The sequence below is a fragment of the Vibrio pomeroyi genome (assembly GCF_024347595.1).
GTDB classification, from domain to species: Bacteria; Pseudomonadota; Gammaproteobacteria; order Enterobacterales; family Vibrionaceae; genus Vibrio; species Vibrio pomeroyi.
In genome coordinates this window covers 138,801-164,895 of sequence record NZ_AP025507.1, presented here as the reverse complement: position 1 = coordinate 164,895, position 26,095 = coordinate 138,801, and the positions used below count along the sequence as shown (strand labels likewise).

The window sequence follows — 26,095 nt, the reverse complement described above, 5'->3', positions numbered from 1 at the left end:
TCCTTATCAATTTAAGACATTAGGTGAAGATTGAACTTCTGACGTTGTTTTTAGTTGCCCAAAATGGTGATGAGCACGTTGAATTTGTTCTAGTTCGAGCATCCAATGCGAACTGCGCTGAGCACTGCAAAAAGCAATCAGGTGATTGAGCAGGTCTTCACTCTGCTTTTCCAATAGCCCATAGGTACGTTGAATCAACTCAGTGCTTTCAAGCGAGATAAATTGCATCAGTGCGTAAGACTGGTTCAAGGTATCAAAGGCTTGTTGATGCTGTCCTAAACGGTTGAGAATCTCAGATTGAGCAACACTCGCATCTCTCAGCCCTGCAAGTAGGCAAGCAAATTGGCAGGGTTTAATATCGCTTTGGTATGCCGCATCTTGGATGTGATGTGGAAGAGAATTGAGAACATCACCATAAAGGCGTTGTGCTTCTGGCCAGTGACCTTGCTCCATTAACTGTTCAGCTTTTAGGTAGTGCATCCAGCATCGTTCAATTTCCATGTCCACATCCTCAATTTACAATATCTGAAAATGTTAATGATATTTATTATCAATTGCAAATTAAAATCATTCACATGTTAAGTTGGTGAATTAAAACCCTCGATATTCGTAAAAATGCGCTAAATTGTGTGTTATTTGTTCAGTTGAACAGCTGTGTAGCGTAAGTCACTAAATTTATAGGAAATTACATCTACACTGATTTTATCTACACCCAAGTAATGAAGGACTAAGGAGGCGGCGATGGCGATTCAAAGACTCAATACAGAACAGCTGTATCAGGTAGCAGAACTCGAGAAGTTACCATGTAAGTCGACCAAAGAACTGGCTCCAATTGACGAGATCGTCGGGCAAGAACGTGCTCAAAAGGCCGTTGAGTTCGCGATGTCAATCAAGGAAAAGGGTTACAACATTTATGCGATAGGGCGAAATGGTCTCGGTAAACGCACCATGATCTTGCGCTATCTAAACCGACACCCTCAAGAAGTTCAGGAGCTTTTTGATTGGTGTTATATCGCGAACTTTGAAGATATTCGTACACCTAAGGTACTTAAGTTACCAAGAGGTGTCGGCAGCAGCTTAAAGCAAGACATTGAAAAGCTGATGCGTAAATTGCTGAAAGGTATGCCTCTTGCGTTTGATAACGAGATGTACTTTAGCCGTGCTGATAGGCTGAAAAACCAGTTAGCAGCCAAGCAACAAGCCGCGCTAGAAAGCATCAGCCGAGAAGCGAAAGAGAAAGGCATCAACCTGACGATCACCACTCAGGGTGATTACCAGTTTGTGGCGATGAATGGCGATGATCTTCATACCGAAGAGAGCTTCGATCTGTTGTCGGAAGAAGAACAAGACCAGTTCGATAAAACCATTGATGCCTTGGAAGTGGGTCTGCGCACCATTTCTCGTGAACTGACCGAGCTGGAAGAGACCTACACTGAGAAAATCCAAAAGCTGAATGATGATACGGCGCGCGATGTTATCACTCACTTCATCAAGCAGTTGAAGCAAGATTACAGCCAATATCCAGACATCAAAAAGTACCTCACGGCACTGCGTAAAGACATTGTCGATAACGCTGATATCTTCTTAGAAGAGAGCACTGAACAAGCCGAAGTGGCGACCGCTTCTCTGGATAAGAAAATGCCGCGTCGTTACAAGGTCAACGTGATTGTGAGCCAAAAGGAAGACACTCTGCCAATCGTGGTGGAAGAGAATCCGAATTATCACTCTCTGTTTGGCTATGTAGAAACGGCGACGTTCAAAGGCACCGTATTTACCGACTTCTCGCTGATTCGCGCAGGTAGCTTACACCGAGCTAACGGCGGCGTATTACTGATGGATGCAGTGAAAGTTCTTGAACAGCCTTACGTTTGGGAAGGCTTGAAGCGTGCGCTTCGTTCACGTCAATTGAGCTTTACTTCATTAGAGAAAGAGGTGACCTTAACGGGGGCTGTTTCACTTGATCCTGAACCTATCCCACTAGACGTTAAGATCATCCTGTTTGGTGATTATCGTACCTACCAACTGCTGCAACATTACGATGCGGAGTTTGGTGAACTGTTCCGTGTGACGGCCGATTTTGAAGATGAGATGAAGCGTACTCCCGATTCAGAAATGCATTATGCGCGCTTCATTTCGAGTATCGTGCATGACAACAATATGCTGCATTGTGATCGCAAAGCGATTGCGCGCATCATTGAGCACAGTTCTCGTCAGGCGGGTGACCAAGGCAAGTTGTCTCTACACTCAGCACACATTGCTAACCTGCTTCGTGAGTCAAACTACGTGGCGAGAGGATCAAAATCGAACCTGATTCGCGCAACGCATGTTGATCAAGCATTGTCTAACCAACAGATGCGTGTCGGACGATTGCAAGACAGCGTGATGGAAACCTTCACTAATGGTACAACGCTGATCCATGTTGATGGACAGGCGGTTGGTCAAGTTAATGCGCTTTCTGTACTTAGCACAACCGATCATATGTTTGGTGCGCCGAACCGAATCACAGCAACTACCGCTTATGGTGATGGTGAAGTGATTGATATTGAAAGAAACGTAGACCTCGGTGGCAGTATTCACTCCAAAGGCGTGATGATCTTGTCGGCTTATCTTTCTTCCGTGTTTGGTAAGACAGCCAAAGTACCGCTCACTACCAACATCACCTTCGAGCAATCGTATGGTGGCGTCGATGGTGACAGTGCGAGTATGGCCGAGTTCTGTGCGGTGGTGTCTGCGTTTTCTAAGCAGCCAAACCGTCAAGATATAGCGATTACTGGCTCAATGAATCAGTTCGGTGAATCTCAACCCATTGGTGGCGTGAACGAGAAAATTGAAGGTTTCTTCGATGTGTGTGAAATCAAAGGGCGCTCAAACGAACAAGGGGTGATCATCCCACGTTCGAATGTTCATAACCTGATGCTGCGCAGCGATATCGTTAAAGCGGTTGAAAAGGGCGAGTTCAATATCTGGGCGATTGACCATGTGACCGAAGCGATTGAGTTGTTCACGGGTAAAGCCGCTGGTGAAGCGAGTGATGAGGGTAGCTACCCAATCGATACTATTTTTGGTATCGCTCAGGCCAAACTCAACGCACTGCGTAAATAGCTTAACGCTTGACGTAAAACAGCTAAATAACCGTTAACCATAAAACGAAACAGCCATCGACATTATCGATGGCTGTTTTTTTGATTCTTACTATCTCTAGCGCTTAAGCATTACGTAAACGAAGCTTGGTGCCATCGAACTTGAGCTTACCCAATAAGTTCTTAGCGTTGGCACGGCCGATATCATCAAATTCGACGCCATAACGCGCGTAGTGCGTAGATTTCTGAAGATTACACACAATCCCTCTCAGTGGTGGAATCAACGGGCCGTTGTAGTTCTCAGGCGTGATTTCGATAGAGACTCTATCGGCAACCTGAATTGAACGAGCCGTTGGTGAGGTCACAAAGCGACAGCCACTTTTCGATAAGTCTCGAATCTCGCAGTTCATGCGTTGATCATCAAAGATAACTCGAGAGCTGAGGTTCACCTCATAGCGTGTCTCTTTACGCAACTGAGTCACTTGCATCGTACTTGGTGTTGAAAGCACGATGATAGGGAAAGGTTCGCCGATAGTATGATGAATCTGGCATCTAAAGTGGATAAGTGCGCCTTCACCTCTTAAGGAGTAAGCACGAGCCGTCATCCAAAAACCTTCTTGGAAGAAAAAGCGTAGATCATCGCTCGATACTTCCGGCACCTCAATCACAATGCAGTTATCACTGTGAGTACCGATAAATTTGGTAGTGGCAAGAAACTTGGTGCCAACAGGAGTCGAGACGTTCAACGTCAGCTCGCTGCCGTGCTCAATCATAGCCAGCGCATCGGTACTGTTTATCGTAGAAATGGTGCGGTTACGAGGATCTTGAAGTGCCTGATTATGCTCCAAAGGCTTCTTCAGTGGTGCGTTCATTATTTGTTCTCCATGCGCCAACATGCGTCTGTTAGATATATTGATAACTTGCTAACAAGGGGTTATTACGTGCTAGATTTAGTAGGCGTACTTTGCATGATTTATAGAGTGCTTTTGTTTGTCGCTGATTTTATGTAAATTCGCGAGCTCTAAAAATATTTGCTTTGTTTGTAAGTACTTAGTTTTATTTATATGCACTTGCGTTAGTCTATTACAAGGAACTCATACTTCAAACTTTAATTGTTTGTCGTATCAATTATTTGCAGGAGTTGAGAATGAAGGCAGTAAAATGGGTTCAAGAAGAGAACCAGATCACAGTTGAGTTAGAACCGAACCAATTCGCGGTTGTTAAGTATCAGAAGGATGGCGATGTATTGCACATTACCTCGACGCGTATTCCTGATGAACTGCAAGGCAGAGGCTTTGGCAAGGTGATGATGGAGTCGGTTTTGCCTGAAATTGAACAGGCTGGCTTCAAAATTGTACCAGTGTGTAGCTACGTGGTGCACTATATGAACAGGCAAAAACAGTGGTCACATCTTCTCTCCGGTAAAGCACAGTAACGAGTTATATGTCTCAATCAATACCCTCAAACAACCTTGCTCAACCACAAGCGAGTTCAGGTCAAAACCAACCTGAACTATATCAAAATGAGTTTTATCAAAAAATAGCGACCTCACTGGGTTGCCAGCAAGGGTTTGATGTTCATGTTATTCAACGCTTGTGGGGCGGATACGGCGAGCTAGTGCGTTTGGTTTTTGCTAAAGATAATAGCGCTTCTATGAACAGCGTTATCGTTAAACATGTCGCTCTGCCAGATAAAGCGGAACATCCCAAAGGCTGGAACACCAAGCTCTCTCACCAACGCAAAGTTCATTCTTATCAAGTCGAAACGGCTTGGTATCAGTCCTTCACTCAACAGTGGGACGAGCGTTGTCCTATGCCTGTTGGACTGCATTGTGAGCTAGCAGAGAATGAGTGGCTTATCGTGATGCAAGACCTCGCGGATATTGGCTTCCCGTTAACTTCTCAGTTCGATGTACTCGCCGCTTCTGATGAATCGGTTGTCAAAGGTACTCAACCTCGTTATACATCCGTCGAGATTAAACAGCGTAATGCTTGCCTAAAGTGGCTCGCTCACTTTCACGCAAAGCACATCCATATTGACAGAGAACGGTCGGCTTCATTGTGGCAAGTCGGTACTTACTGGCACCTAGACACTCGGCCTGATGAGTTGAATGCTTTGGCAGATTTCCCACTGAAGAACCAAGCACAAAACATCGACCGTCTACTCAGAGAGTGCTCATACCAAACCTTGGTGCATGGTGACGCTAAGCTAGCCAATTTTTGTTTTGATTCAGAAAGCGAAAACGCTGCAGCCGTAGATTTTCAATATGTTGGAAACGGGTGTGCGATGAAAGACGTGGCTTTGTTCATGAGCAGCGCGATTAGGCCGCAAGATTGCGCAGAGCTTGAACCACAGGTACTAGACACTTACTTCCAACACTTGAAAGAAGCATTGGCACACTATCAGCCACAGCTTTCGTTCGATGATGTTGAGAAAACATGGCGGCCAATGTTTTATGTGGCGTGGGCTGATTTCCAACGTTTTGTGAAAGGTTGGAGTCCAGAGCATTGGAAGATTAATCCTTATACTGAACAGCTGACTCAAGCGGTGGTTCAGCAGTTGGAAATGTCGAAGTAAGTTTATTCCGTCAGCAAACCAAATTTAAAAACGCCCAGTCGATGATTGGGCGTTTTTTTTTGTTTAGGGTGTGCCTAATTCGCTAAACTGGTCGGCTCAATTGTACTATTCGCAGCGATCTGATTAGCGAGTTTGAGCTTGTTGTTGAAACCCTCTTTATCAATATCTCCCATTACACGCGCAGGCTCTATTTCACCGCTGTCGGGTGAGTAAAAGAAAATGGCTGGTGGGCCGAACACATTTTTTTCGTTAAGCCATGCCATTTGTTCTGGTGAGCTCTCGGTCACATCAAGTTTTATGGTCTTCCACTCTTTCAGTTTTTGGCTCACTTGTTGGTCATTAAACACATTCGTTTCAATCAGTTTGCAAGAGACACACCAATCCGCATAAAGGTCTACCAGTACTTTCTGTTTAGCGTCGGCAGCGTTTTGTATCTGTTTCTCTAGCTGAACAATCGAGTCTGTTTTTTCAAAGGGAGTAGCCGCAATAGGTTGGGCTGACTTACGGTTTGCAAGCGGGTTAAGCGGATCGGTGTTCCCTAGGAAATAACCGACAAACAGAATCAAACCGTAGCTCAATGGAAGAAGAGCAGAGAACTTACGAGTACGCGCCCAACCCGGTTGTGCTGCTTCTAATGCGCCGAAATGGACACCAGTTCCAATAGCTAGCAGTGCCCACAATATCATGATGATCGATGGAGCAACAAAACGACTTAACAACACGATAGCGACCGCCAATAGCAGTACGCCAAACACTTGTTTTACGGACACCATCCACGCGCCACTTCTTAGCAAAAGGCGTCCACCACTGGCTCCAATAGCGATAAGTGGTACGCCCATGCCTAGTGCCATAACGAACAAAGTCGCTCCGCCAAACATCCAATCTTGAGTCGTTGAAACGTACAGCAATGCACCTGCTAATGGGGCACTGACGCAAGGTGACACAACCAATGCTGATACTGCGCCCATAGCGAACACACTGGCGATCTTACCGCCGCCCAGCTTGTCTGAACCGCTGTTGAGCTTTTGCTGCAGTGCGGCTGGTAGTTGAAGTTCATAGAAGCCGAACATGGCCAATGCAAGCAGAACAAAAACCGCCGCAAAGATACTTAATAACCAAGGCTGTTGCATCGCAGCCTGTAGGTTAACCCCTTTGGCTAACGTGGTTACTAGGATTCCAGTCATCGCATAACTGGTTGCCATACCCAGAACATAAGAGCTAGAAAGTGCCGCGCCTTTCTTACCTGTCATCGCTTTTTCACCACCGATGATACTGGCTAAAATTGGAATCATTGGCAGTACACATGGCGTGAGGGACAAGCCCAAACCGAGTAAGAAGAACACAAGCAGCGCTTGTAATTTACCGGCTTGGGATAGGAACGAAGATAAGCCATTCGTGTCTTCACTGATTTCACCGAGGGTTTGAACCAGAGAGTTTGATTGCTCCTCGACAAGTGCTTCATCTAAGGTCTCGATCATAGGTAAGTCGAGCACTAACTTTTGTGGCAGATAGCAAAGCCCTTTGTCTGCACAGCCTTGGTAACGCACGGTGAGTTTGCCACTGCCGGTGTAAGGCATAGTAACGGTGAGCGGCTCATGAAAGACAACAACGTTACCAAAGTTAGGGTCCTGTTTTTCTTCACCTGGCAGAGAGTATTGAGGCTCTCGTGTCGATAATGACGACTCTTCTTTGAACGAGAATCGAGATTGGTACAGGTAGTAACCCTTGTGCGTATCAAAGCTAATTGCCGCGCCTTGGTCTGTTGCTTCCCATGTGACAGGGAAGGCTTGTTCAACAGGAAGAAATTCGTTTTCCTGAGCATGCAAAAAGCTGCTAAACAATAAAATTAACGTGAGTAGGTAGCTTTTCATGAATGCAAAAACTCCGTGTTTTGGTGAATGTGTAATTGATCGTCGATGTAGATAACCGCGCTGTCTTCAGGCACTGAAATATTGGGATTCAGTGTGAGAGATGTGCTGAGCACGCCCGCTTCCAATGTGGAAGAAGCAATCGCGGTAACCGATAGAATCTTCTTCTCAACATCTTGCTTCGACAAAATATGAGAAGTGGTCTTGTCGCCAAATTGCATCTGACGTTCGCTATGAGCCGAAGTCGTGAGCGCTGCATTGGTTAGAGGCACTGCAAAAAATGGTGTCTTGTTGTCTCTTGGATCCAACACCGCAATGTTAAATGCCGAGCCATCTGGCTTGGTCCCCAACGCATAGATGTCGCCGCCAAAATTCACCAACATCGAAGTCGCACCACGTTGCTTGCCGAGCTCTACCGCTTGGTCGACGGCGTACTCTTTGATGACGCCGCCAAAGTCGAAGCGAGTGCGTGAATCAGGGATGTGTAGCCTTGTCCTTTGTAGATTGTCGATTCCTTGTTGCTCGAGGGCCCCTTTCAGCTCCCATGCTTGTTTGCCCAAAGCAGAAGACAGGGCTTGGAAGGCGTGGCTGTGTAGCATCTTTGGCTTTTGTTTTAAAAGATGTTTGATGCTGCCGACCGTAGTATCAAAGGTATCGAACGTCAGTTGGCTTAATCGGTCGAGATGTTGGAATACTTCGGCAGATTCAGAGTCGAGTTCGACATCACATGACTTTCGTTGATTAATGCATTGTGTTAGCCACGAGTCCTCGCAGTAGAAGTTATATTTGTTTTCTAAACGGCGTGTGTTTTGCTCTATCTCATCGGCGATTTCTTTCGCAGTTGCCCCTGGAAAGTTAGCTAAATCAATCGACAGGATTTGCACTTCACAGGGTACGGTCATCGCATGAAAACGATGTACAAAGGGTAGGTTAGAACTCATAGGTTGCTCCAACCGCCCACCATTGAGCTTCAAAACCGTTGCTCTGCTCGTAATACGCCGCAAGCGCATTCAAGCGTAATTTCTTATGGATTTTAATACTCGCACCTAGTTCATAAGCATTGGCTGTGAAGTTACCTAAGCGAAGGTCTGAAGTGGCGTAGCCTGTTGAAGCAAAAGAAGGATCAGCACTGCTTGGATCGCGATAAAAATCGGCCGCGTCTTGTGTGTACCAGAAATAGCCCGGTGCTAATGTTAGCCATTCGCTCACACGCCAAGATAATTTGCCGCCTAACTGATGAGACATCACGCCCCAATCATCCATGAACCATTTGTATCTTGGTCGGATTTTTAGGCTATCGGACAGTGAGTAAAAGGCTTGGAGATTAATACCGCCAGAGAGTCGTGTGTCTGGTCGAGAATCTTGCCCTAAGAACACTTCGTCATCATCGATTTTACCGTCGTCATTGATATCAACTTCACGCAGAACCGTTAAATAGTGATTGCTTAAATAGCCACTGCGGTAACCCGCATAAGCAGTAAAAATGCTATATAAATTAGGCGTGAAGGTTTGTGATAACCCAGCTTCCAAGCTACCAGTGAAAATATCTTCCCAGCTCTGGCTATTGGATGAGCCCAATGAGTACTTGCCGAACGCTTGAGTCTTATCGAAAAGGGCTGAGCCACCCAGACTGTACGAACGGTTTTTCGTGCTGTCGGCATAGACTAAACCTTTACCATTGATACCAAGGCTTTCATAGTCTTCTTCTTGTGAAGCATTACCACCGAGTGTCCATTCGTTACGTAAGGTGTCGCGATAAGTCGCGCTTAAGCTGATGGATTTTCTGGTGTCTTCAAGTCCTACTTTTTGGATTTCATAACCACTGCGGTGAGGATCGTACCCCGCACGAATCACTTCGTTGGTTTTGTCTTGTGCTTGTTGAGTTTTCAAGGCGCGATTGATCTGATCGGCATTGGACGCGGGAGGTGTCGTCGGCCCCCAAGCTGGTGAGGCTCCAGAAACACTGTCGTAGCTTATCTCTGCGTTTAATGTCCAATCTAAGCCGATGCTTTTCTCAATTGAAACCATGGTGTCATTGGCTGATACTCTGTCATCGTATTCCTCATAGCTGAGGTAGTGAACAGAGATATGATCTTCAGCTAATGCCACGTTAGCCACTGCCGCTGCACTGAGCAGCGTAATTGGTAATTTTTTCATTTTGTTCTTATTTTGTTTTTAAATACTGATTTGTTCGTTGATGGTTCGGTTAGTTACAACCACAGCCACCGCCACCAACACCACTGCCGCCGACGGAACCTTGTTTGTAAGCGAAGACCTTTTCAGAAAAGACGTCGAACTCAGGTACTGGACCACCGGGTTTCATCTCTTTTTGAGCTAATGTGCCTTTTTCCCAAGGCTTTACTGGTTCAATACCAAGAAACTCATCAACGAAAGCCAGAGCAGAGGGTTCGTTGTTTATTTCTGGTGCTTTCTCTTCGAAGACCAGTTGCTTTGCTTTGGGCTTCACCATTTCAATATTTCGTCTGGTTGCACGTTTCGCTTCTGGGTTTGAATAATCACCGCCACTTGAATAAACGGTGCTGGAGATGATCTCTTCTTCAATGATTGGGCCTTCGCTTTTCCCGCTATCGTTGGCTTGTTGTTCAACGGGCTTTTTGCCTAAACCACTAAGATCGAGTTCAAGAGCCGCGTTTGCGGTCATCGGAATAGCGAGTAGCCCAATAAGGGTGGCTTTGATTAGCATTACAGTTGCACCCCCATCTTGGTGAGGTCGTCAGTAATGACGTCGCCAATGTGGTTAATGGCACCAAAGCGAATCTTGATAACCTTGCCTTGATAGATGTAGTAAAGCGCAGGCATGCCGATCGGCTTGAACTCGGCAATCAACGCCTGTTCAGGGTCGTTAACAACAGGGAATTCCAGCCCTAGCTGCTTTTGAAACGCCAAGCCAACATCAACATCTTCATCAACATCGACGCCTTTAAATGTGACGCCTGTGCCTTTGAGTTCGGTGTAGAGTTGATTGACTTCCGGTAGCTCTTCACGGCAAGAGACACACCACTCTGCAAAGAAGTCGATAATGGTCAGCTCATCGTTGTTTAGTTGCAGTTTCTCGATAACGTCTGGTGATAAAGAATCGCCTTCTTGATAAGCCAATGCAGGTAAAGAAAGGCACAGCGCCAATAACGCTAAGGCTCGTGTAAACATGTTGTTCTCCATTGTTTTTAATTGTGTTTAAAATTCAGTGTTTCTAATTAAGAAGTGCTAATTAGATGCTTGAGTGAGTTTGATGGTTGCCGAGTATTCAACGGCGAGAATGTCGGAAAAATACTCGTTGAGTTGGACGGTATTCGTGGCACTAAACACACGTGATGGATTCCCTGCGCAACGCTCGAATTGGGCGATTCGAGACGAGCTGACGCCATAGCCGATGAAGTTCATTTCGATGCCATATTGATTGATTGCGGTAGTACAGAACCCAGCGTTAACCAGTTGGTCAAACGTGTCTCCCTCGTCAGCACCATCGGTGAAGAGCACCAGCTTTCTTCTGGTTTCAGGTACTGTACTTACGTTGATTCCCCATGCTTGTTGCCAGCTCGGGATCAGCTGTCTCACTCCCCATAACAAACCGTGAAAAGAGCGAGTGCCGCCATTCGCCGTTAGGTTGTTTATCGAGTTTTGGACGCGAGAAAAGACGCTGGTTAATGGCAGCATTGGTGAATCTTGGTTACAGTCGCTTAACCATTGGCTTGGAGGTGTAAACTTCACAGGGCGTTCTGAGTGCAGCGTCGCTAGGTTGTCGACGGTCAGTGCCGCAGAAAAATTGCCATTGCGATAGCTAAGCCCATCAATACAGTAGATTCCTGCGGCTTCTTTGGATATCCAAGGTGGGCGCTGCGCTGCGACTCCAGAGTCGAAAGGAACGATTGAAATGCTTACAGAATCTAAATCGTTAGCATTCCTACTCTGAGATTGAATCGTATTCAAAGCATCGGACAAAATGGATTTCAACGACTGGATGTTTGAACCCATAGATCCAGACACATCAAGGACTAAAACCAGCTCTGTTGGAATCGAAGAGTGCTTGCTTTCAACTACACCTTTATAACCACCACCTGTCGCTGTTACTTTTTTTGCGTAGCTTTCATATTCAAAGTTGGGCAGTAACGGTGACAATGAATAACCAAGGCTAATACGACAGCTTGATCCTTGGTTTTGTGGTGTTAATCCACTCACACCTTTTAGGGTTGGCTTATAGTACTCTTGGTAAGCCCGCATCATTGGGAGTGTGGCTGTGTCAGCAAAAGCACACGCTAATGCGGCCGAATCGGCGGCTTGCGCTGCTCGATTTGAAACCATCACTTGTGCGGAGATCATCAGGGTGCCAACAGCGATGAAAAGCGCTGGAAACAGTAACGCCAAGAATGAAATGGTCATGGAGCCTTGCTGCTTTTTAAGCGCAATGCTGCCGAATATTGGTTTAACCATAATGCTTTCCTATCACAACTGATGAACTTGAGAGTGTTTTAGGAAGATCGAGCCGCTTGTAGTCAAACGGTGTATTCACACATAAAGTGAGTTGAACCAAGGTGGATGGTCTTCCAACTAACGCAGGGTCGCCGCTTCCCTCAACGATAAGTGTCTCTAGTTGATCGATGGGTGTGTACTTTTGGCAGGTGATCCCGGCATGGATGTTCTTGTATTCCCAGTTCGAAGTAGTGGTATCAAATACACGGCTTTCAAGTACCAGCCCAATATCGCTGCGCTTGATGTCTTGCGGAAGATAACGTTCGGCGAGATCGAGAAGCTGATCCTTTAACGTATTAGGTAATCCGTTTGGGCCTTGCTCTGGTTTCAGTTGCGTTAGTGAAACGGCGTTGACTAGGTTATATGCCACGTTGTCGAGCTGAGTCTGTAGGTTGAATAAGCGGTAGGTAGCAACAAGTCCCCACAAAATGATCATGAGTGCGAGTACAACGAAGGGGAATTCAATCGCTGCTGAACCCGCTTGTTTTTTTCGAGGTGTTTTATTTGTTGTCATAACTAACCAGTACCTTTCTTTTCAACGTTGTCATGTTGCCGATAGGCTCAGATAACTGGGCGGTTAGGCTTGGTAACAGGGCAAAAGAAAATGAGTAAGACACGTCGTACTCTCCCAACACTGCTCTGCTTTTGGAAACCGATTTGTTATTGACTAAATCTGAGAAGTTTTCGGCGTATAGTGGCGATCGATCCAAGACGAGCTTGCTCTTATCTATCAGTGGGAACTTTGCGATAGTCTCGGCAAAAGCTTGGTCTGAAATAGGACTAATCGGCCGTGTCTTGGCCTCACGAACACCCGCATTAACGGCTACATCAAGGATGATGTTGACCAACAGCAGGCGGCAGATCTCAAAGAAACCGATGATCAGTATCAGGAACGGTACCACCAACATTGCAAACTCGACGCTCTGCGCCCCTTTCTGACGAGAGAGCATTACTGTGCTCCTTTATCAGCTTGAGCTGCAAGCTCTTGGTAATACAGGCTATTGTTGGCGTACTCCGGTTGAGATAGGTGCGCGCGAGCGATACTTTTCGCTGAATCACTGTCTCCCGAAAGAGCGTAAGCCAGTGCTAGGTTGAGTTGGAGTTTTACACTCGCTTCGCCTCGGACAAAGATCGGGTGCAGGATTCGGATCCCTTGATCTGGTTTACCATCGAGTATCCAAGCCATAGCGAGGTTGTTTCGGTATTCGTTGCTTGAAGGCATTAAGCTAAGCGCATTTGAGTAACACTCTCTGGCTTTGGAATACTGCTTATTGAGCGAATAACTGACTCCTAAGCTATTTTGAGCAACGTCATCGGAAGCTTCTAGTCGAACAGACTCTTCAAGAGCTGAAGTCGCTTGTTCAAGCTCTCCCAAAGCTAGCCATGAACGGCCTAACTCACGGTAAATTGCACTCGATTGGTTAAGCTCGATACCACGCTGTAGGTAATGCAGAGCTTCATCATAACGACTGGCTTGATTCGCGGCAGAGCCCATCAGCAATAGCAGCTGTGGATCATCGGGATTCGCTGCCAGCAATTTTCTATAAAGATCCATGGCACTTTCTGGCTTGCCATTCATCAGTGCCACCTCGGCGACTTTCATATCTTCAGTGGTCTCGGTTTCAACATTACTAGTTGATTGGCAGCCAACTAGAATCAGCGCCAAACCCAAGAGATAAATCTTGTTCATAAGCCCCCCAGAGTTTGTTTTAGGGTTAACATGATTGGCGCAACAACAATGATGACAAAAGGGATCATGATGAGTATCACCAAGGGAAATGACATCTTCGCTGGTATTTTTCCTACCCACTCTTCGAGCTCAAGAAAGTGATACTGACGACTATCAGAGGCAATCAGTTTTAATGCCTCTGCGAGAGGAGTACCGTATTGAAGCGCTTGATTCATGGTGGTCACAATATTGTTGATGTCCGGAAGCTGCACTCGCTTGTCTAGGTTTGAAAGTGCCGTTTGTGGTGAATCAAGAACCGATATTTCAGTCGCAGTGAGTAACCATTCGCGTGATAACGCTGGAGAGATAGAACGCATCTCTTCACCGACACAGCGAAATACGGCTTCAAGTGTCAGACCTGATGCAACACACACCACCATCAAATCGAGCGCATCAGGAATCACGCGGCTAATTTGCATTCGGACTTGGTTCACACGCCAATCTAGAAGGCGATCGAACAGGATGCCGACCACAATGGCGATAGCGATACATTCGGCCGCAGAGTTGATGCTAAGCACTTGGATTCGAGTGGCATACCAAGCAATAGAGCCAGTCATCATTGCCAGTAGTCTCAAGCCAAGAAAATAGATCTCCGCATTCGGGTTCAACCAGCCAATGAGGATCAATTTCTGGCGTCGTGGTTTTGCACCTTGGAAGCGCCATTTACTTGAAGCCGCAGTGTATTTAGAGGAGTAACTCGATACGCGAGTCAGTCGCTCGGCTACAACATCTCGTTTGAAAGAAGATAAGTGCGCGATAAGCGTGAGTAGTAATGCACACCCCAACAGAAGCAAGGCAACATAGATCATGACGAGAACCTCTTGTTACGAGTTAGGGAGTTCAAGACTAGGGTTCCCAAGCAGACGCTGCATAACGCATAAACCAATACATCTTGTCCTGATTTTGTATTGACCAAGCGATCTATCATCGTTGGTTCCATTACCGCGATCGCGGCTAATAAACCAATTGGCAGTAGAGATAAAAACAGGGCAGTCATACGAGGCTCTGAGGTCAAGCTCTTGACCTTTTTTCTCATCGCTCGGTTGTCATGCATGGTTCGGCTTAAGCTTTGAAGAATGTCGCGCAGTTGGCCACCATTTGATTGGTTCAGGATTAACGCGACCGAGAAGTAGCGGAAACTGCTGTAAGGAAGGCGAACACATGCATCATCGAGGCTTTGGCGAAGGCTTAAACCAAGCGCTAAGTTATCGCGAATGTAAGAGAACTCACGCCCTAATAGCCCAGGCTGTGTCTCTGAAACTTGCTCAATCGCTTGTGGAACAGAAAGCCCCGCTGCCACAGCCCTAGAAATTAAGCCCAGCACATTGATGATGCCTTGTTCGAATTCCTCTACCTGCACTTTTCGGCGATACATCACCAAGAAACATGCGCATACAAACCAAAGCCCAACAGCGGCCAATAGTTGATGATGCATTGCCAGTTGGGGAAATAACATGTGACCCGCGACCGGGAAGCCGACAGCTGATAAGGCAATAAAATATTTATCCCAAACCGGCAGCAACGCATTAACTCGTAAGAAGAAAGCGTGCAGCTTGTTGTTTCGCTGGTGGTTAGTTTTTTTTATTGAAACGTCTGCTGAGAGTGATCGCTGACCACCACTGACTAACAACAAGCGCTTATTTACAATGGCTTGCTTTGAGTTCAAACGGAACAACGCGATCACGACCAGCAAAACGAAAACAGTGAGAACTAGAATCATCCGGCTTCAAGCTCCATAGCGACTCTAAGTTGAGCATCGAGTTGGTGGTACTTAGCTTTTTCATTGAAGCTCGGTACGCACTTAGCACTCTTATATTCGCCAATCAGGTTACCTTGTTGATCTTCCGATAATGGCTTGAAGGCGAACAAGTCTTGAGTGATGTATTGCTCTCCTTCCAACCCTTGCACCTCGGTGATCGAAACAATGCGCCTTTTGCCATCACGCATTCTTTCGACTTGGATAACGACATCGATGGTGTCTGCGATTTGGCGGCGTAATGAGAACAGAGGTAGAGTCGCTTGGCTCATCATCAGCATGTTTTCCATACGTACCAAGGCGTCAGTCGCCGAGTTTGCGTGCAATGTACACAGTGAACCATCATGGCCAGTGTTCATTGCTTGCATCATTTCAAAGGCTTCATCACCACGAACTTCGCCTAAAATGATGCGATCTGGTCTCATACGTAACGCATTTCGTACTAACTCTCGCTGAGTAATCGGCATTAAACCTTCTGCATTGGCAGGGCGTGTTTCTGCGCGCACAACATGAGGTTGTTGTAGACGCAGTTCTGCGGTGTCTTCAATGGTAATGATGCGCTCTTGAGGTGAAATGCTAAAAGACATCGCATTGAGCAATGTGGTTTTACCAGCACCAGTGCCTCCTGCGACAAGTACATTAAGGCGGGAGCGCACAATAATATCGATAAGCTTAATCATCGACTTCGACATTGCGCCAAACTGCGCCAATTGGCTGAGTGTGAGCTTATTCTCGTTGAATTTTCGGATGGAAATGTAGGTTCCATCAAGCGCCAGCGGTGGGATCATCACATTGACACGGCTACCATCATCCAGTCGTGCATCGACTAACGGGTTTGATTCATCGATTCTTCTCCCAACTTTGCTGACGATGCGTCTCGCTAGGTTGAGTAGCTGCTCCTCGTTACGAAATTGAACCGCTGTCTTTTGTAATTTCCCAGAGCGCTCTACGTAAACTTCACGGTAACCATTGACCATGATGTCGGTAATGCCTTGGTCTTCAAGCAAGGGCTGCAGTGGGCCTAAACCGAGAAACTCATTGAGCAGTTGTTCCACCGAATGAGCGACGTCTTTGTGACCAAGCGGTAGCTGCTTAGAGATCACGATATCTGACACCATTTCGGCAATTCTAGCTTCAAGATCGGACGCACTTAAGCTCACTACAACCGATGGGTCGATCGCCTTAATCACTTCTTCATGAATCACATGATAATGCTCACGAACTGAAGGTGTTGATGTCATGGATTTATGCGATAGAGAGCTATTCACTTCAATCGGATCAATGGTTTGCGTGTTCTGACCAAACATTATGCGCCTCGCTTCCAAAAACGGCGGCTGCCTTGCTGCGGCTCACCAGTGACCAATTCAAGTAGAGAGTTAAAGGCGAGTTTCACTTTCCGGTTGCCTTTATGGGCCGGTTGACCAAGCGATGATTTGCTCAAGAAATGGTTTGGTAAAAATGGAATCTCGACATCTACCGATGTTCCGAGTGATTTCTTCACATCATGGGCTGAAATCAGGGATGCAGAATCGGATTTACAATGGTTCAGCACCACAATCGTTTGTGAGTCTGCTTGGTTTTGAAGTCGTTTAATTATCTGACCTGCATTGCGGATCGAGCTGAGCGTAGGTTCCACCACAATTATTCGGATGTCGGCACTTTTTAGTGCTTCAAAGCCAACCTGGTCACGCAATGAATAAGTTGGAATGTCGATTAACAAGTAGTCTGAGCTTTGCAGGCAGAATTTTGTAAACTGATCGAATGCACTCTTTTGTGGCCAAAATGGTGTTGTGTCTAAAGGCAGATAACCAGTAAAGAGCGTGTGCTCGGGTGACACACTGATCCCGCTGCGCTCGAACACGAGGGGTTCTAATCTTTCTGGATACTGTAAAAGCTCAACCAACGCCGTGTTGCCTTCAACATTGAGTAGCAGATCCAAATCGCCCATCGAGAAATCGAGATCCATACAAGTCACTCGTTTACCGAGTTCGGCAAGCTGCTGAGATAGCGTCGCGGTAATGGTGCTGCTTCCTGAACCCCCTTTCGCACTGACAATAGAAATGACTTTTTCATGGCGTTGTTTGCTATTGAGTTGCAAAGCAGCAAACGAGATATGTTCAAGATCTTGTGATGTCACAGGATTGACTAAGTAGTCACTGGCACCTGAGGCGAGCATTCCACGGTATGCAAGAATTTCGGTTGAATGCCCAATCGCGATAACTTGGCACCCAGTACGTTTGATCAAACGTTGCACAACCTGTTTCGACTCTGACAGATCCCAATTCAGAACATCGAGGAATAGGGTTTTAATGTCGTTCTTGAGTACCTGTCTCACTATGTCATCTTCTTGAATCGAAGAGGTCGTGATGTTGTTGATACCACAGTCATTTAATGTGTATGTGAGAGCTAATGTATCGAGTTGCTCCGATGCCGCGATGAGTACCGCTAAGTTATGTACTTGATTCATTGCGAGCCTCCTAATGTGGTATTCGAAGAACCAGAGTTGGTCTGTTGGTTTTGTGCTGGTGGCGCAAAGTAATTGTCGATGCTGGACACCGCTTTTTGTCCTTGTGCGCTGTCGATGGGTTGACCAACAATCAGGTCTTTTGGATTCGCGACCATTTGTGCAAGTGCGCTCGTATTCGCACAACCAAAGTTGCGCTGAGTGCGATAAGCGTTGAGTGTGGTTCTTGGCGTTTTCCCTGCGTCACATTCAGGGACTTTCGCACGGTAAGATTCCACTAAAATTGTGATGTCGCCTTTACCTTCTGTTACTTCGTCTGACACTGAAATTTGCGCAGGGTAGAGACCTGATTCGATAAGGTGAAGCCTTACTTTCTCTAGTTGGCTTTCACCTTTCGGAGTCGTATTTTCGATCTTGACCATTAAGTTGGACAGCGTGCCTCGACGAACAATAAAGTCAGAGATGTCTGCTTGTTCTTGAGCCGACAACGTTTTGCCCGACAGTGTTAAAGTCAGTTTGTTTGTCACGGACACGACATCGACAGAAGGTTGCTGTGGTGTAAGCGTTGGCGCACATCCCGCAAACACAAATAGGGCAGGGAGCAATAAGGATAATTTATTCATGATGGCCTCAGTAATAGAACCCGTTATCACCCAGTAAGCGAGGCTTCTGGTTGTCGGTGTAAGTCGCTTTATTATTTGATGCTTTTTGTTGATTACTTGGCCATGCCAGTAATCGTTCAACATCGCTCAACGGGATTAATCCATCGGTTGGTAGTGGCATCGAATCTGAACGCGTCGGTTGCACCAGATACGCGGTTACTATGATGATTAGCTCAGTTTCTCTGCGAGTGAACTCACTTGAACGGAATAGTGAACCTAGAACGGGAACCTCGCCAATCAATGGGACTTTCTGCAGTTGTTCGATGTCTTCCGATTTCAATAACCCACCCAACGCAAAGCTCTGCCCACTGGCCAATTCAATGGTGGTGGACGCACTACGAGTCGTAAACGATGGGAAGTTAGTCCCGTGTATGACTAGTTGGCTTTCGATTGAGACGTTGCTGACCTCAGGGTTCACCTTCAAACTAATACGGTTTTGGCTGAGTACGGTTGGGGTGAAGTTCAGTTTTACACCGAAATCCTTGTATTCGATTTGAGTGGTATCAGCAGTAATCAATGGTAAGGGAACTTGTCCACCCACCAAGAACTCAGCATCTTCGCCTGACATTGCGGTCAAGTTAGGCTCTGCAAGTACAGACATCATCCCATTGGTTGCAAGTGCATCAATCAGAGCAGTAATGCTCGGCTTGCCCCAGCTACTGACATTAGGCAGCTTTGAAAATGAAAATTGCCCCACACCATCTGCGATCGAGCCCCATTTCACTCCCAACTTGTTGGACACATTTCTTGAGACTTCTGCGATCTTCACACGAATGTTGACCTGATTTGGCATGGTCACAACTAACTGATTGATCAGCTCATCATCATTGGGTTGAGTCTGCTGGTTTTGGTTGGTCGAATTATTGCTGTTGTTACTGTTTCCCTGTGAATTCGAGCTCTCTTGTTGTTGGGTAGAACCGACAATAGGGGATAAGTAGCCCTTCGCTAGCGCTACGATATTGTGTGCCATCATAGGAGAGGGAACACGACCTTTAAGCCATAACTTTCCGCCCAGAGATTCCGCGTTGACTGACGCTTCTGGGAACTTGTTTTTAACCAGTTCATTGAACTCACGGCTATTATGCGTGACGCGAATCTTGTTGGTATAAATCACGCGTTCTTGTTCATTTAAAACGGTGATCGTAGCGCTGCCCGCTCGCTTACCGAATATCATCACCTTAGTATTGGTCAAGGTTTGGTAATCAGCGATATGGGTGCTCGAGATGAAAATGGATTTCGCTTTTTCTGGTAAGTGAATCATTCTTGCCTCATTGATCGTCACATCAAATGTTGATGCTGCAGATGCAAAAGAGACACATAGGCTTGAGAGCAGGAGAACACCCCACCAACGACAGATATTAGCCATTGTTATCAGCTCCAGTATTAGTTTTAACCGTTTTATTGTCGGCTCTAAATTCCACCAATCCCACGTCAGGTAATACCTGAGTTGTGTCTGGAGAAATGACTTTCAGCGTCACTGCATTTGCGTGTTGAGGTTGATCTTGAGCCTCGTTTTGCCCACGCAATACAAGCGTTAACTTTCCTAATTGTTTCGCAAGTACCACTTGGTTTGCTTGCTCGGGTGTCACTTCTAAAGAGACACTGCTGTTGTCAGGGATACCATTTTCGAAACCATTCGATTCCCGAGCCTTTTGATAAGATTCTGCCGTTTGCTTGTTATTAAATGCCAAGACTCTTGCATCATGCACTATCGTTGTAACGTACAATCCTTGAGATGAATTGCCGTAACGGAGTAGCTCACCATCTTGTGAACCGAGTAGGAGAATATCCACTCGGTCGCCCGGTTCAATGAAGCCTGAATTAGACGTGACTTGATCGACAGGAACCGAAATCGCGCGATAGCCCGGTTGCAACTTCAATGAGAGCGAGTAGCCACCTTTAGGTTCTGTAATATCGGCCTTCGATAGCACTGAGTCTTTGACTAACTTGGTACGTGCTAGCCCTGACATCGTGTGGTCGGCAGAAATATCTTCCGGCGTCACATGGTCGATGTAGTTCTCCAACTCTTGCTGTGGAACTTCTTTCCATCGGAACGAGTTTGGAGTGTAGGCTTGGCCTATCTCAATCGTGCGAGTTGGAACCAGCACTTTGACCGTTTGCTTAGCGGCGTGTTTAGAAGAGGTGGTCGCAGACTCGCTATTGGTTTGGCTCAACAGTAAAACGGACAATCCGAGCACCGAGCAAAATAACGAAAGCAACATGAGTCGCTTGGCAGTCATAACTATTCCTTTAATTTACGGTAAACGGACTTATTCTGATTCTTGAGCTTCGCGGAGCTGATCGACGACAGTTTGGTAAGCGCCAGTAATGGCTTCGGTTAGATCACCATTTTCGCCGCCTACAAAATTAAGCAAGACCACAGACATTGCTGCCGCGAGAATTGCGTATTCGATAGCGGCCGCGCCGCGCTGCTTTTTCTTGTTAAACATGTTGTTATTTCCTAGATGAAAGCAGCCTCAGCTGAGGCTGCTGTAGTCATTAATAAAGGTGTTTTGAGTGCCTATTTGGCAACGAGTCGGTATAGGTAGCGGCCGTCGTAACTTTGAGTGCCAACTTGGCTTTCATCCATGGTTGTCATATTCAATCCGAGGACTCGACCGTAAGGAGCGGGGTCGTTGGTGATATAGGAACTATGGTTGGAATAACCTCCACCAGTCACTTCGTTAAATTTAAAGACATCCGCATTGATCGGTAGCAACCCGTATAGCTCTGCTTTCGATGGGTAGCGCCAACTCGCCTTGCCACATACTGTTTGTGTATTTCGTGTTGAAATTAACGGCGTTACCTCTACGTACTTCTTGAAACGGCTAGTGTCTCCGTTGGTAAACAGTTGCCAAACAAGGTTACTGTCAGTGTCTTGTACGCAAATGGCATTTTGGCGATCGGCCACGACGTTCCCTTGCATATCTAGGTACTGGTATGTGGTCGCTTTTTCTCTGACAAGACGTCCTAAGATGACAGCATCTTCAGTACCGTCGATTTTCGAACTACGTACATCTTGGTAGCTGCGTTCAGAGCTGTAGTTTGTTACGTATTGCTTAGTGTCCTTTGCTTGATTCGACCAGTAGTAAAAGGTCACGCCACCGTAATAGCTAGACTTGTCATACTCCGGATCCAACCCTCGGTGATGAGGGAATGCATCTGTATCGATCGTTATGGTCGAGTTTGAACTAGAAATAGCTTTAGTCTGTAGTGATAACAGCTGAGATAGCCCTGGTACCTTCCAATCATTGAAGCCACATAAGTTAGCGTTGTTAGTACTCTCTAGCAGACCATTACTGCCCAAGACACTCGCTACACCTGATGCCGAAGCGTCATAAGCGAGATCGTCAGCACCATTTGGTCGGCCGTCTTTAAGCAGTGTCCACACGCGGCGTTTGCCCGCTATTTGGGTGTCTTCAACACAGCGCCAACCTTGTTGGTAGGTGGTGCTTTTCGGTAGGTAGTTACCTAGCTCATCCAATTTAGCGAAGCGGCTGATTATGGTTGCGTCTGCTTGCGAGACACTATAGCCATTGTCCTTTGCCAGCTTTAGTCCGTCTTTTGCCAACACTTTTGATTGCACTAGATTGTGGGCTTGGGCTGTGGTGTTCATCTCACTGATAAACTTCTGGAACAGAGCGGCAAGAGTGTCAAACTCTGAGCCCATCAATTGTGTCGAGGTATTCAGCTCGTTTACGAACGTATTAACCAAGCCATATTGGTGTTCCAAATCTGAAATCGCGTTGTACAGGTCTAAACTTGCTTGGTGAATATCTTTAGCGAGTGAGGCTGAACTGAGTGTGTTGGTTGCGTTGGTTAGGGCGACGGATTTCTGTTGCAAGAACGCCAATTTTTGAGCAAATTCAGAACCAGATACTAATGCGCTTAACGCAACTGTGTTTTGCTCTAATTGAGCGACCTGTTCCTTGTATGCTTTCACTTTGGTAATGAATTCAAGGCTTTCTGTATCGGTTCGGCTTTGAGCGACAGATGCCTGAAACTCAAGAGCTTTTAGCTTTAGCTTCGTATTCTTAAGATCATCTGCCCATGGTTGGGTCAAAGCTTGCAGTTCTACTACTTTAGCTTGAGCTTCGGTTTCTAATGCAGCGTAACCTTTACTCTTAGATTGGTTGGCTATTAGCCAGCTTTCTAAATAAAGCTCCGTAGCGTTAATCTTCGTATCTTGTGTACTCAAAAAGGCGGTTATTTCAGTCGTCGCGCTATCTACACCAGTGAGTAACTCTGCACCTGATGGCAATTGCCATTTAGCGTATGCGTATTTACTGTAATATTGCTCAACAGATTCTTGGCCTTTGTTGATAGTGACAGCGACGCCATTTTTATCCGCTAATACATTCACTGACTTATTCGATACCAAGTAACCACTTCTTAGATTTGATGGCAGTGTTGCAGGATCTCTCTGCGACAACGTGAATACTTCACTGGTGTCTGGAAGTGTCCAACCCGCAATACCACAATCATCCAGTTGTGTGACTTTATCGAATACAGTATCTATTTCTGAAGAGAATCGTTCCGCCCAGAACGTCGGTTCCCCTTGTCCTTTATCATCGTATTCAGCAATACAATTGAGGGAGTAGGTATTCCATGATCCACCGTAATTAAAACCAGCGGCCTGCGAACGGGTTTTCATCGGTACGAATTTTAATGCCGTGAAGCGACTACTCGCCGCTGTAGCCCAAAGGGTGTCACTAATTGAGTTTGATACACCTTGTTTCGCATTCTCTTTTAGTCGAACACCGACATTGGCTTTGTCGTACGCTTCTGGGCCAATAAATTGAGGAATCGAAACAACAGGTTGCCAGGTCAGGCCTTTGTCGTTGGTGAACTCATAGTGTTCGGCTTCATCAAAGCGAACAGATTGACCATCAACGTTGGCAGTTAAGTAGTCCCACTCAAAACCATTGGTCTTGATTGGGTTTGAGCCTGTGAAAGTGTTGGTAATCTCAGGCGATGTTGGTGCTGGAATCTCAAACACTTTGGTGAAGGCTTGTGTTGTTAATGCTGACTCACCGTGAGGCATACCATTGTTAGGGTTTGCACTTACTCGTAATTGCACTTCACCGATACTCTTGTCGACATTACCAATCACAACAGGTTTTGTGGTGACTTTTGTCCAAGTTGAACCGGAGTCGAGTGTGACTTCGAAGTGCTCGGGCTGAGTGAAATCGCCGAAGTATGCCCAATCGAGTGTATTGTCGGTGTCGTTAACCACCAGACCTGTCGGGGCAATTGGCGCTGACGGACGAACAGTAAACGCGACATCGTTGGTCAATTCTGAGCTGCTAGGGCGACCGGTAATTGGGTCTCGCTTAACGCGCACTTGAATCGAGCCAATAGCGTAGGCTTGGTCGCTTAACTGGTATGGTTTTTGGGTCACCACAGCCCAACCTGCGTTGAGTACATTGATCTCGTAATCCGTTGCTTCTGAAAAGCCAGTTACGAATGTCCAATCAAATGTATCTAACCCATCATGGGTGGTTGGTGATGTCGGTGCGGCAGGCATACTAGGAGTCACAGAGTAGCTCTTGTCTGAACACAATGCTTCGCCAGGATCATGTAGAGGATCAGATTCTGCTCTCACTCGAACGCAGACTTGCCCCTTGGTAAGCATTTCATCGGGGATAGCTTGTGGGTTGCTAGTCACAGGAGTAAAAGTAATGCCTCTATCCAGTGAGTATTCATAGGAATCACTCCCCGTGAACCCTTCAACGTTCGTCCATGCGAATGTGTTTTCTGCATCGTCAACAATCGGTGAGGTGGGTGCCACAGGCTGATTTTCTGAGCGAGTGAATGCCGAGCTGATAACCAACGGAACACCTGCAGGGCGAGCATCCAGTGCATTTGACTTAACGCGAACCGAAATCGAGTTCGCAGGAAGTGACACATTACCAACCAGGTACGGCAGTGAGGTTACGTCCTTCCAACCGCTACCTAGATTAATTTCGTAGAAAGATGGCGCATTGTATCCTGTGACCCAAAGCCAGTTGATTTGATTGGTGCTGTCGTTAGCAAATTCCAACACCGGTTTTGCTGGTTGGGCTGGTGTTACTGTCATCGGCTTCTCTGACATTGCACTTAAGCCAGTTGGGTCACCCAGAGAATCATTTTTAGCAACACGAACTTTTAAGTGTCCAAGAGGAATATCCAGATCTTGAATGTTCTGTGGCTTTTCAGTCGCCTTTGTCCAGCTTGAACCGTTGTCCAATGAATACTCATAAAGATCCAGTTCATTAAATGAATCGACCAATGCCCAATCAAATTGATTGATTGCGTTATTCACCGTAATCCAAGCTGGAGCAGCAGGCACGGTAGTTAACGTAAACGCTTTGTCTGAGAGCATGGGCTTTCCGGCAGGAGTATTGCGAACGTTAGACGCGGCAACCCGAACTTGAACGGCTCCTTTTTCGAACGCTAGCTTTCCTACAACAATCGGTTTACGAATTACTGTTGTCCACGTCTTACCTGAATCCAATGAATATTCGTAATCTGTGTTTTGGTTGAAGCCACGAACAAACTGCCAATTGAAGGTGTCTGAGGCGTCATTGACCTGACCGTGCTTAGGCGCTGGCGGTCTAGTGATGATGTCATTGCCATCGACGTCTTCTTGGGAAACTTTGAGTTGATCTCGGTATTCCTTACCCAGCTGTTTCAACGCATTGTCGGTTCCAGATGCGCCATGAGACAGTAAATCGGTCTTGGTTTTAAACTCTGCCAAGTCAAGCTCGGCCAGTTTGTACATTGCGCCTTTACGAGCATTGACTTGGTCGATACCAGCGTCGACAGAAGCTATTTGTGCTTCTTGAAGTACGCGAGTAACGCCGCGCGCAAACATGTGTAGTTCGCGGCTTTTGGTTGAATTCGAGGCTGAGTAATCACTAACTGCCAGTTGTGTATCGATACCTAAGTCATCGGCAACAAGCTGAGTTGCTTCATCAAAGCTGATTCCACTGGTTCTCGACACACTGGTAATGAGAGATGTCACGGGGCTGATTACGTCCGAATTGTTGTTAGGCACTTCTAACGTAAACCCAGATTCGATAGGTTGATTCGGTGAATCCATATCGATGGTTACACCTGCAACCGCTTCGACCAATATTGGGTATTGCGTGACATCATTGTCGACGTCTAGCTGAAATCTACCTTCGGCGTCCGTAGTGGCAATCTCTCCATCAGCAGAGTCACACATGGCATTGCTGTTTTTGTCGAAACAAACCTTCGCATTGTGTAAATAACCATCCAAAGCTATCCCCGAAACATTTTGAGAATTTGGCTGAGTTTGTGACTGTTTAAGCTTCGGATCTGACTCTGCTCCGCCACAAGCAATGAGCATTGTGGAAACGAGTGAAACACTCATTAATTTGTATGGATTCCTGACCACCTGAACTCCAAATAATTTATAAATTACCCATAGGAAAGGCGGAGGATATTAATTTAAATGATAGTAATT

23 protein-coding genes are annotated in these 26,095 nt (G+C 46.3%); 3 read left to right on the top strand and 20 right to left on the bottom strand.

The window, feature by feature from the left end:
• Nucleotides 1-6: 6 nt before the first annotated feature.
• Entirely contained in the window at nt 7-501 is a 495-nt protein-coding gene (locus OCV12_RS16935) for a hypothetical protein (protein WP_019826219.1), read from the bottom strand.
• A 240-nt stretch (nt 502-741) separates the two neighbouring features.
• On the opposite strand from OCV12_RS16935, the gene OCV12_RS16930 reads away from it, so the two are divergent.
• Nucleotides 742-3,102, top strand: a complete 2,361-nt coding sequence (locus OCV12_RS16930) for a Lon protease family protein (RefSeq protein ID WP_239848151.1) — start codon at nt 742-744, stop codon at nt 3,100-3,102.
• 103 nt (nt 3,103-3,205) lie between these two features.
• Here the strand turns inward: OCV12_RS16930 and OCV12_RS16925 are convergent, their stop codons facing one another.
• On the bottom strand, nt 3,206-3,952 hold the full coding sequence (locus tag OCV12_RS16925) for a PilZ domain-containing protein (RefSeq protein WP_123300197.1): 747 nt from the start codon (nt 3,950-3,952) through the stop codon (nt 3,206-3,208).
• A 275-nt stretch (nt 3,953-4,227) separates the two neighbouring features.
• Here OCV12_RS16925 and OCV12_RS16920 point away from each other — a divergent pair, with 275 nt between their 5' ends.
• Nucleotides 4,228-4,515 carry a GNAT family N-acetyltransferase gene (locus OCV12_RS16920; RefSeq protein WP_261886630.1) on the top strand — a complete coding sequence of 96 codons (288 nt, stop codon included), beginning with the start codon at nt 4,228-4,230 and terminating at the stop codon, nt 4,513-4,515.
• Between the two features lie 8 nt (nt 4,516-4,523).
• Nucleotides 4,524-5,657 carry a phosphotransferase gene (locus OCV12_RS16915; RefSeq protein WP_261886629.1) on the top strand — a complete coding sequence of 378 codons (1,134 nt, stop codon included), beginning with the start codon at nt 4,524-4,526 and terminating at the stop codon, nt 5,655-5,657.
• 74 nt (nt 5,658-5,731) lie between these two features.
• On the opposite strand, the gene dsbD is transcribed toward OCV12_RS16915, so the two are convergent.
• The 18 genes from dsbD to OCV12_RS16825 all read right to left on the bottom strand — a co-directional run bounded on the left by dsbD (nt 5,732) and on the right by OCV12_RS16825 (nt 26,002).
• Nucleotides 5,732-7,528, bottom strand: a complete 1,797-nt coding sequence (dsbD, locus tag OCV12_RS16910) for a protein-disulfide reductase DsbD (protein WP_261886628.1) — start codon at nt 7,526-7,528, stop codon at nt 5,732-5,734.
• A complete protein-coding gene (locus OCV12_RS16905) occupies nt 7,525-8,466 on the bottom strand; it encodes an FAD:protein FMN transferase (protein ID WP_261886627.1) in 942 nt (313 codons plus the stop codon). Before OCV12_RS16905 ends, dsbD begins: the two co-directional genes overlap by 4 nt.
• Nucleotides 8,456-9,682, bottom strand: a complete 1,227-nt coding sequence (locus OCV12_RS16900) for a DUF3570 domain-containing protein (protein ID WP_261886626.1) — start codon at nt 9,680-9,682, stop codon at nt 8,456-8,458. The genes OCV12_RS16905 and OCV12_RS16900 overlap by 11 nt, the downstream gene beginning before the upstream one ends.
• A gap of 49 nt (nt 9,683-9,731) precedes the next feature.
• Nucleotides 9,732-10,229, bottom strand: a complete 498-nt coding sequence (locus OCV12_RS16895) for a DUF4266 domain-containing protein (protein WP_261886625.1) — start codon at nt 10,227-10,229, stop codon at nt 9,732-9,734.
• A complete protein-coding gene (locus OCV12_RS16890) occupies nt 10,229-10,693 on the bottom strand; it encodes a TlpA family protein disulfide reductase (protein WP_261886624.1) in 465 nt (154 codons plus the stop codon). The genes OCV12_RS16895 and OCV12_RS16890 overlap by 1 nt, the downstream gene beginning before the upstream one ends.
• A 57-nt stretch (nt 10,694-10,750) precedes the next feature.
• Nucleotides 10,751-11,974, bottom strand: a complete 1,224-nt coding sequence (locus OCV12_RS16885; protein ID WP_176678939.1) for a vWA domain-containing protein — start codon at nt 11,972-11,974, stop codon at nt 10,751-10,753.
• The gene (gene tadF / locus OCV12_RS16880; protein ID WP_017631087.1) at nt 11,967-12,527 is read right to left on the bottom strand and encodes a tight adherence pilus pseudopilin TadF; all 561 of its coding nucleotides are present in this window, start codon (nt 12,525-12,527) and stop codon (nt 11,967-11,969) included. The genes OCV12_RS16885 and tadF overlap by 8 nt, the downstream gene beginning before the upstream one ends.
• Nucleotides 12,514-12,963 carry a TadE/TadG family type IV pilus assembly protein gene (locus OCV12_RS16875; protein ID WP_261886623.1) on the bottom strand — a complete coding sequence of 150 codons (450 nt, stop codon included), beginning with the start codon at nt 12,961-12,963 and terminating at the stop codon, nt 12,514-12,516. Before OCV12_RS16875 ends, tadF begins: the two co-directional genes overlap by 14 nt.
• Nucleotides 12,963-13,703, bottom strand: coding sequence for a tetratricopeptide repeat protein (locus OCV12_RS16870; RefSeq protein WP_261886622.1), 741 nt, complete (start codon nt 13,701-13,703; stop codon nt 12,963-12,965). The genes OCV12_RS16875 and OCV12_RS16870 overlap by 1 nt, the downstream gene beginning before the upstream one ends.
• On the bottom strand, nt 13,700-14,551 hold the full coding sequence (locus OCV12_RS16865) for a type II secretion system F family protein (protein WP_261886621.1): 852 nt from the start codon (nt 14,549-14,551) through the stop codon (nt 13,700-13,702). Before OCV12_RS16865 ends, OCV12_RS16870 begins: the two co-directional genes overlap by 4 nt.
• A complete protein-coding gene (locus tag OCV12_RS16860; protein WP_261886620.1) occupies nt 14,548-15,462 on the bottom strand; it encodes a type II secretion system F family protein in 915 nt (304 codons plus the stop codon). The genes OCV12_RS16865 and OCV12_RS16860 overlap by 4 nt, the downstream gene beginning before the upstream one ends.
• A complete protein-coding gene (locus OCV12_RS16855) occupies nt 15,459-16,805 on the bottom strand; it encodes a CpaF family protein (RefSeq protein ID WP_261886619.1) in 1,347 nt (448 codons plus the stop codon). The genes OCV12_RS16860 and OCV12_RS16855 overlap by 4 nt, the downstream gene beginning before the upstream one ends.
• Nucleotides 16,805-17,965: an AAA family ATPase gene (locus OCV12_RS16850; protein WP_261886618.1), complete on the bottom strand. Its 1,161-nt coding sequence runs from the start codon at nt 17,963-17,965 to the stop codon at nt 16,805-16,807. Before OCV12_RS16850 ends, OCV12_RS16855 begins: the two co-directional genes overlap by 1 nt.
• Complete coding sequence (locus OCV12_RS16845; RefSeq protein WP_261886617.1) at nt 17,962-18,585, bottom strand: CpaD family pilus assembly protein; 624 nt, start codon at nt 18,583-18,585, stop codon at nt 17,962-17,964. Before OCV12_RS16845 ends, OCV12_RS16850 begins: the two co-directional genes overlap by 4 nt.
• 7 nt (nt 18,586-18,592) lie before the next feature.
• Nucleotides 18,593-19,990, bottom strand: coding sequence for a type II and III secretion system protein family protein (locus tag OCV12_RS16840; RefSeq protein ID WP_261886616.1), 1,398 nt, complete (start codon nt 19,988-19,990; stop codon nt 18,593-18,595).
• A complete protein-coding gene (cpaB, locus tag OCV12_RS16835) occupies nt 19,983-20,864 on the bottom strand; it encodes a Flp pilus assembly protein CpaB (protein WP_261886615.1) in 882 nt (293 codons plus the stop codon). Before cpaB ends, OCV12_RS16840 begins: the two co-directional genes overlap by 8 nt.
• A gap of 30 nt (nt 20,865-20,894) precedes the next feature.
• A complete protein-coding gene (locus OCV12_RS16830; protein WP_017631077.1) occupies nt 20,895-21,074 on the bottom strand; it encodes a Flp family type IVb pilin in 180 nt (59 codons plus the stop codon).
• 71 nt (nt 21,075-21,145) lie between these two features.
• Nucleotides 21,146-26,002 carry a DUF1566 domain-containing protein gene (locus tag OCV12_RS16825; protein WP_261886614.1) on the bottom strand — a complete coding sequence of 1,619 codons (4,857 nt, stop codon included), beginning with the start codon at nt 26,000-26,002 and terminating at the stop codon, nt 21,146-21,148.
• Between the last annotated feature and the right edge of the window lie 93 nt (nt 26,003-26,095).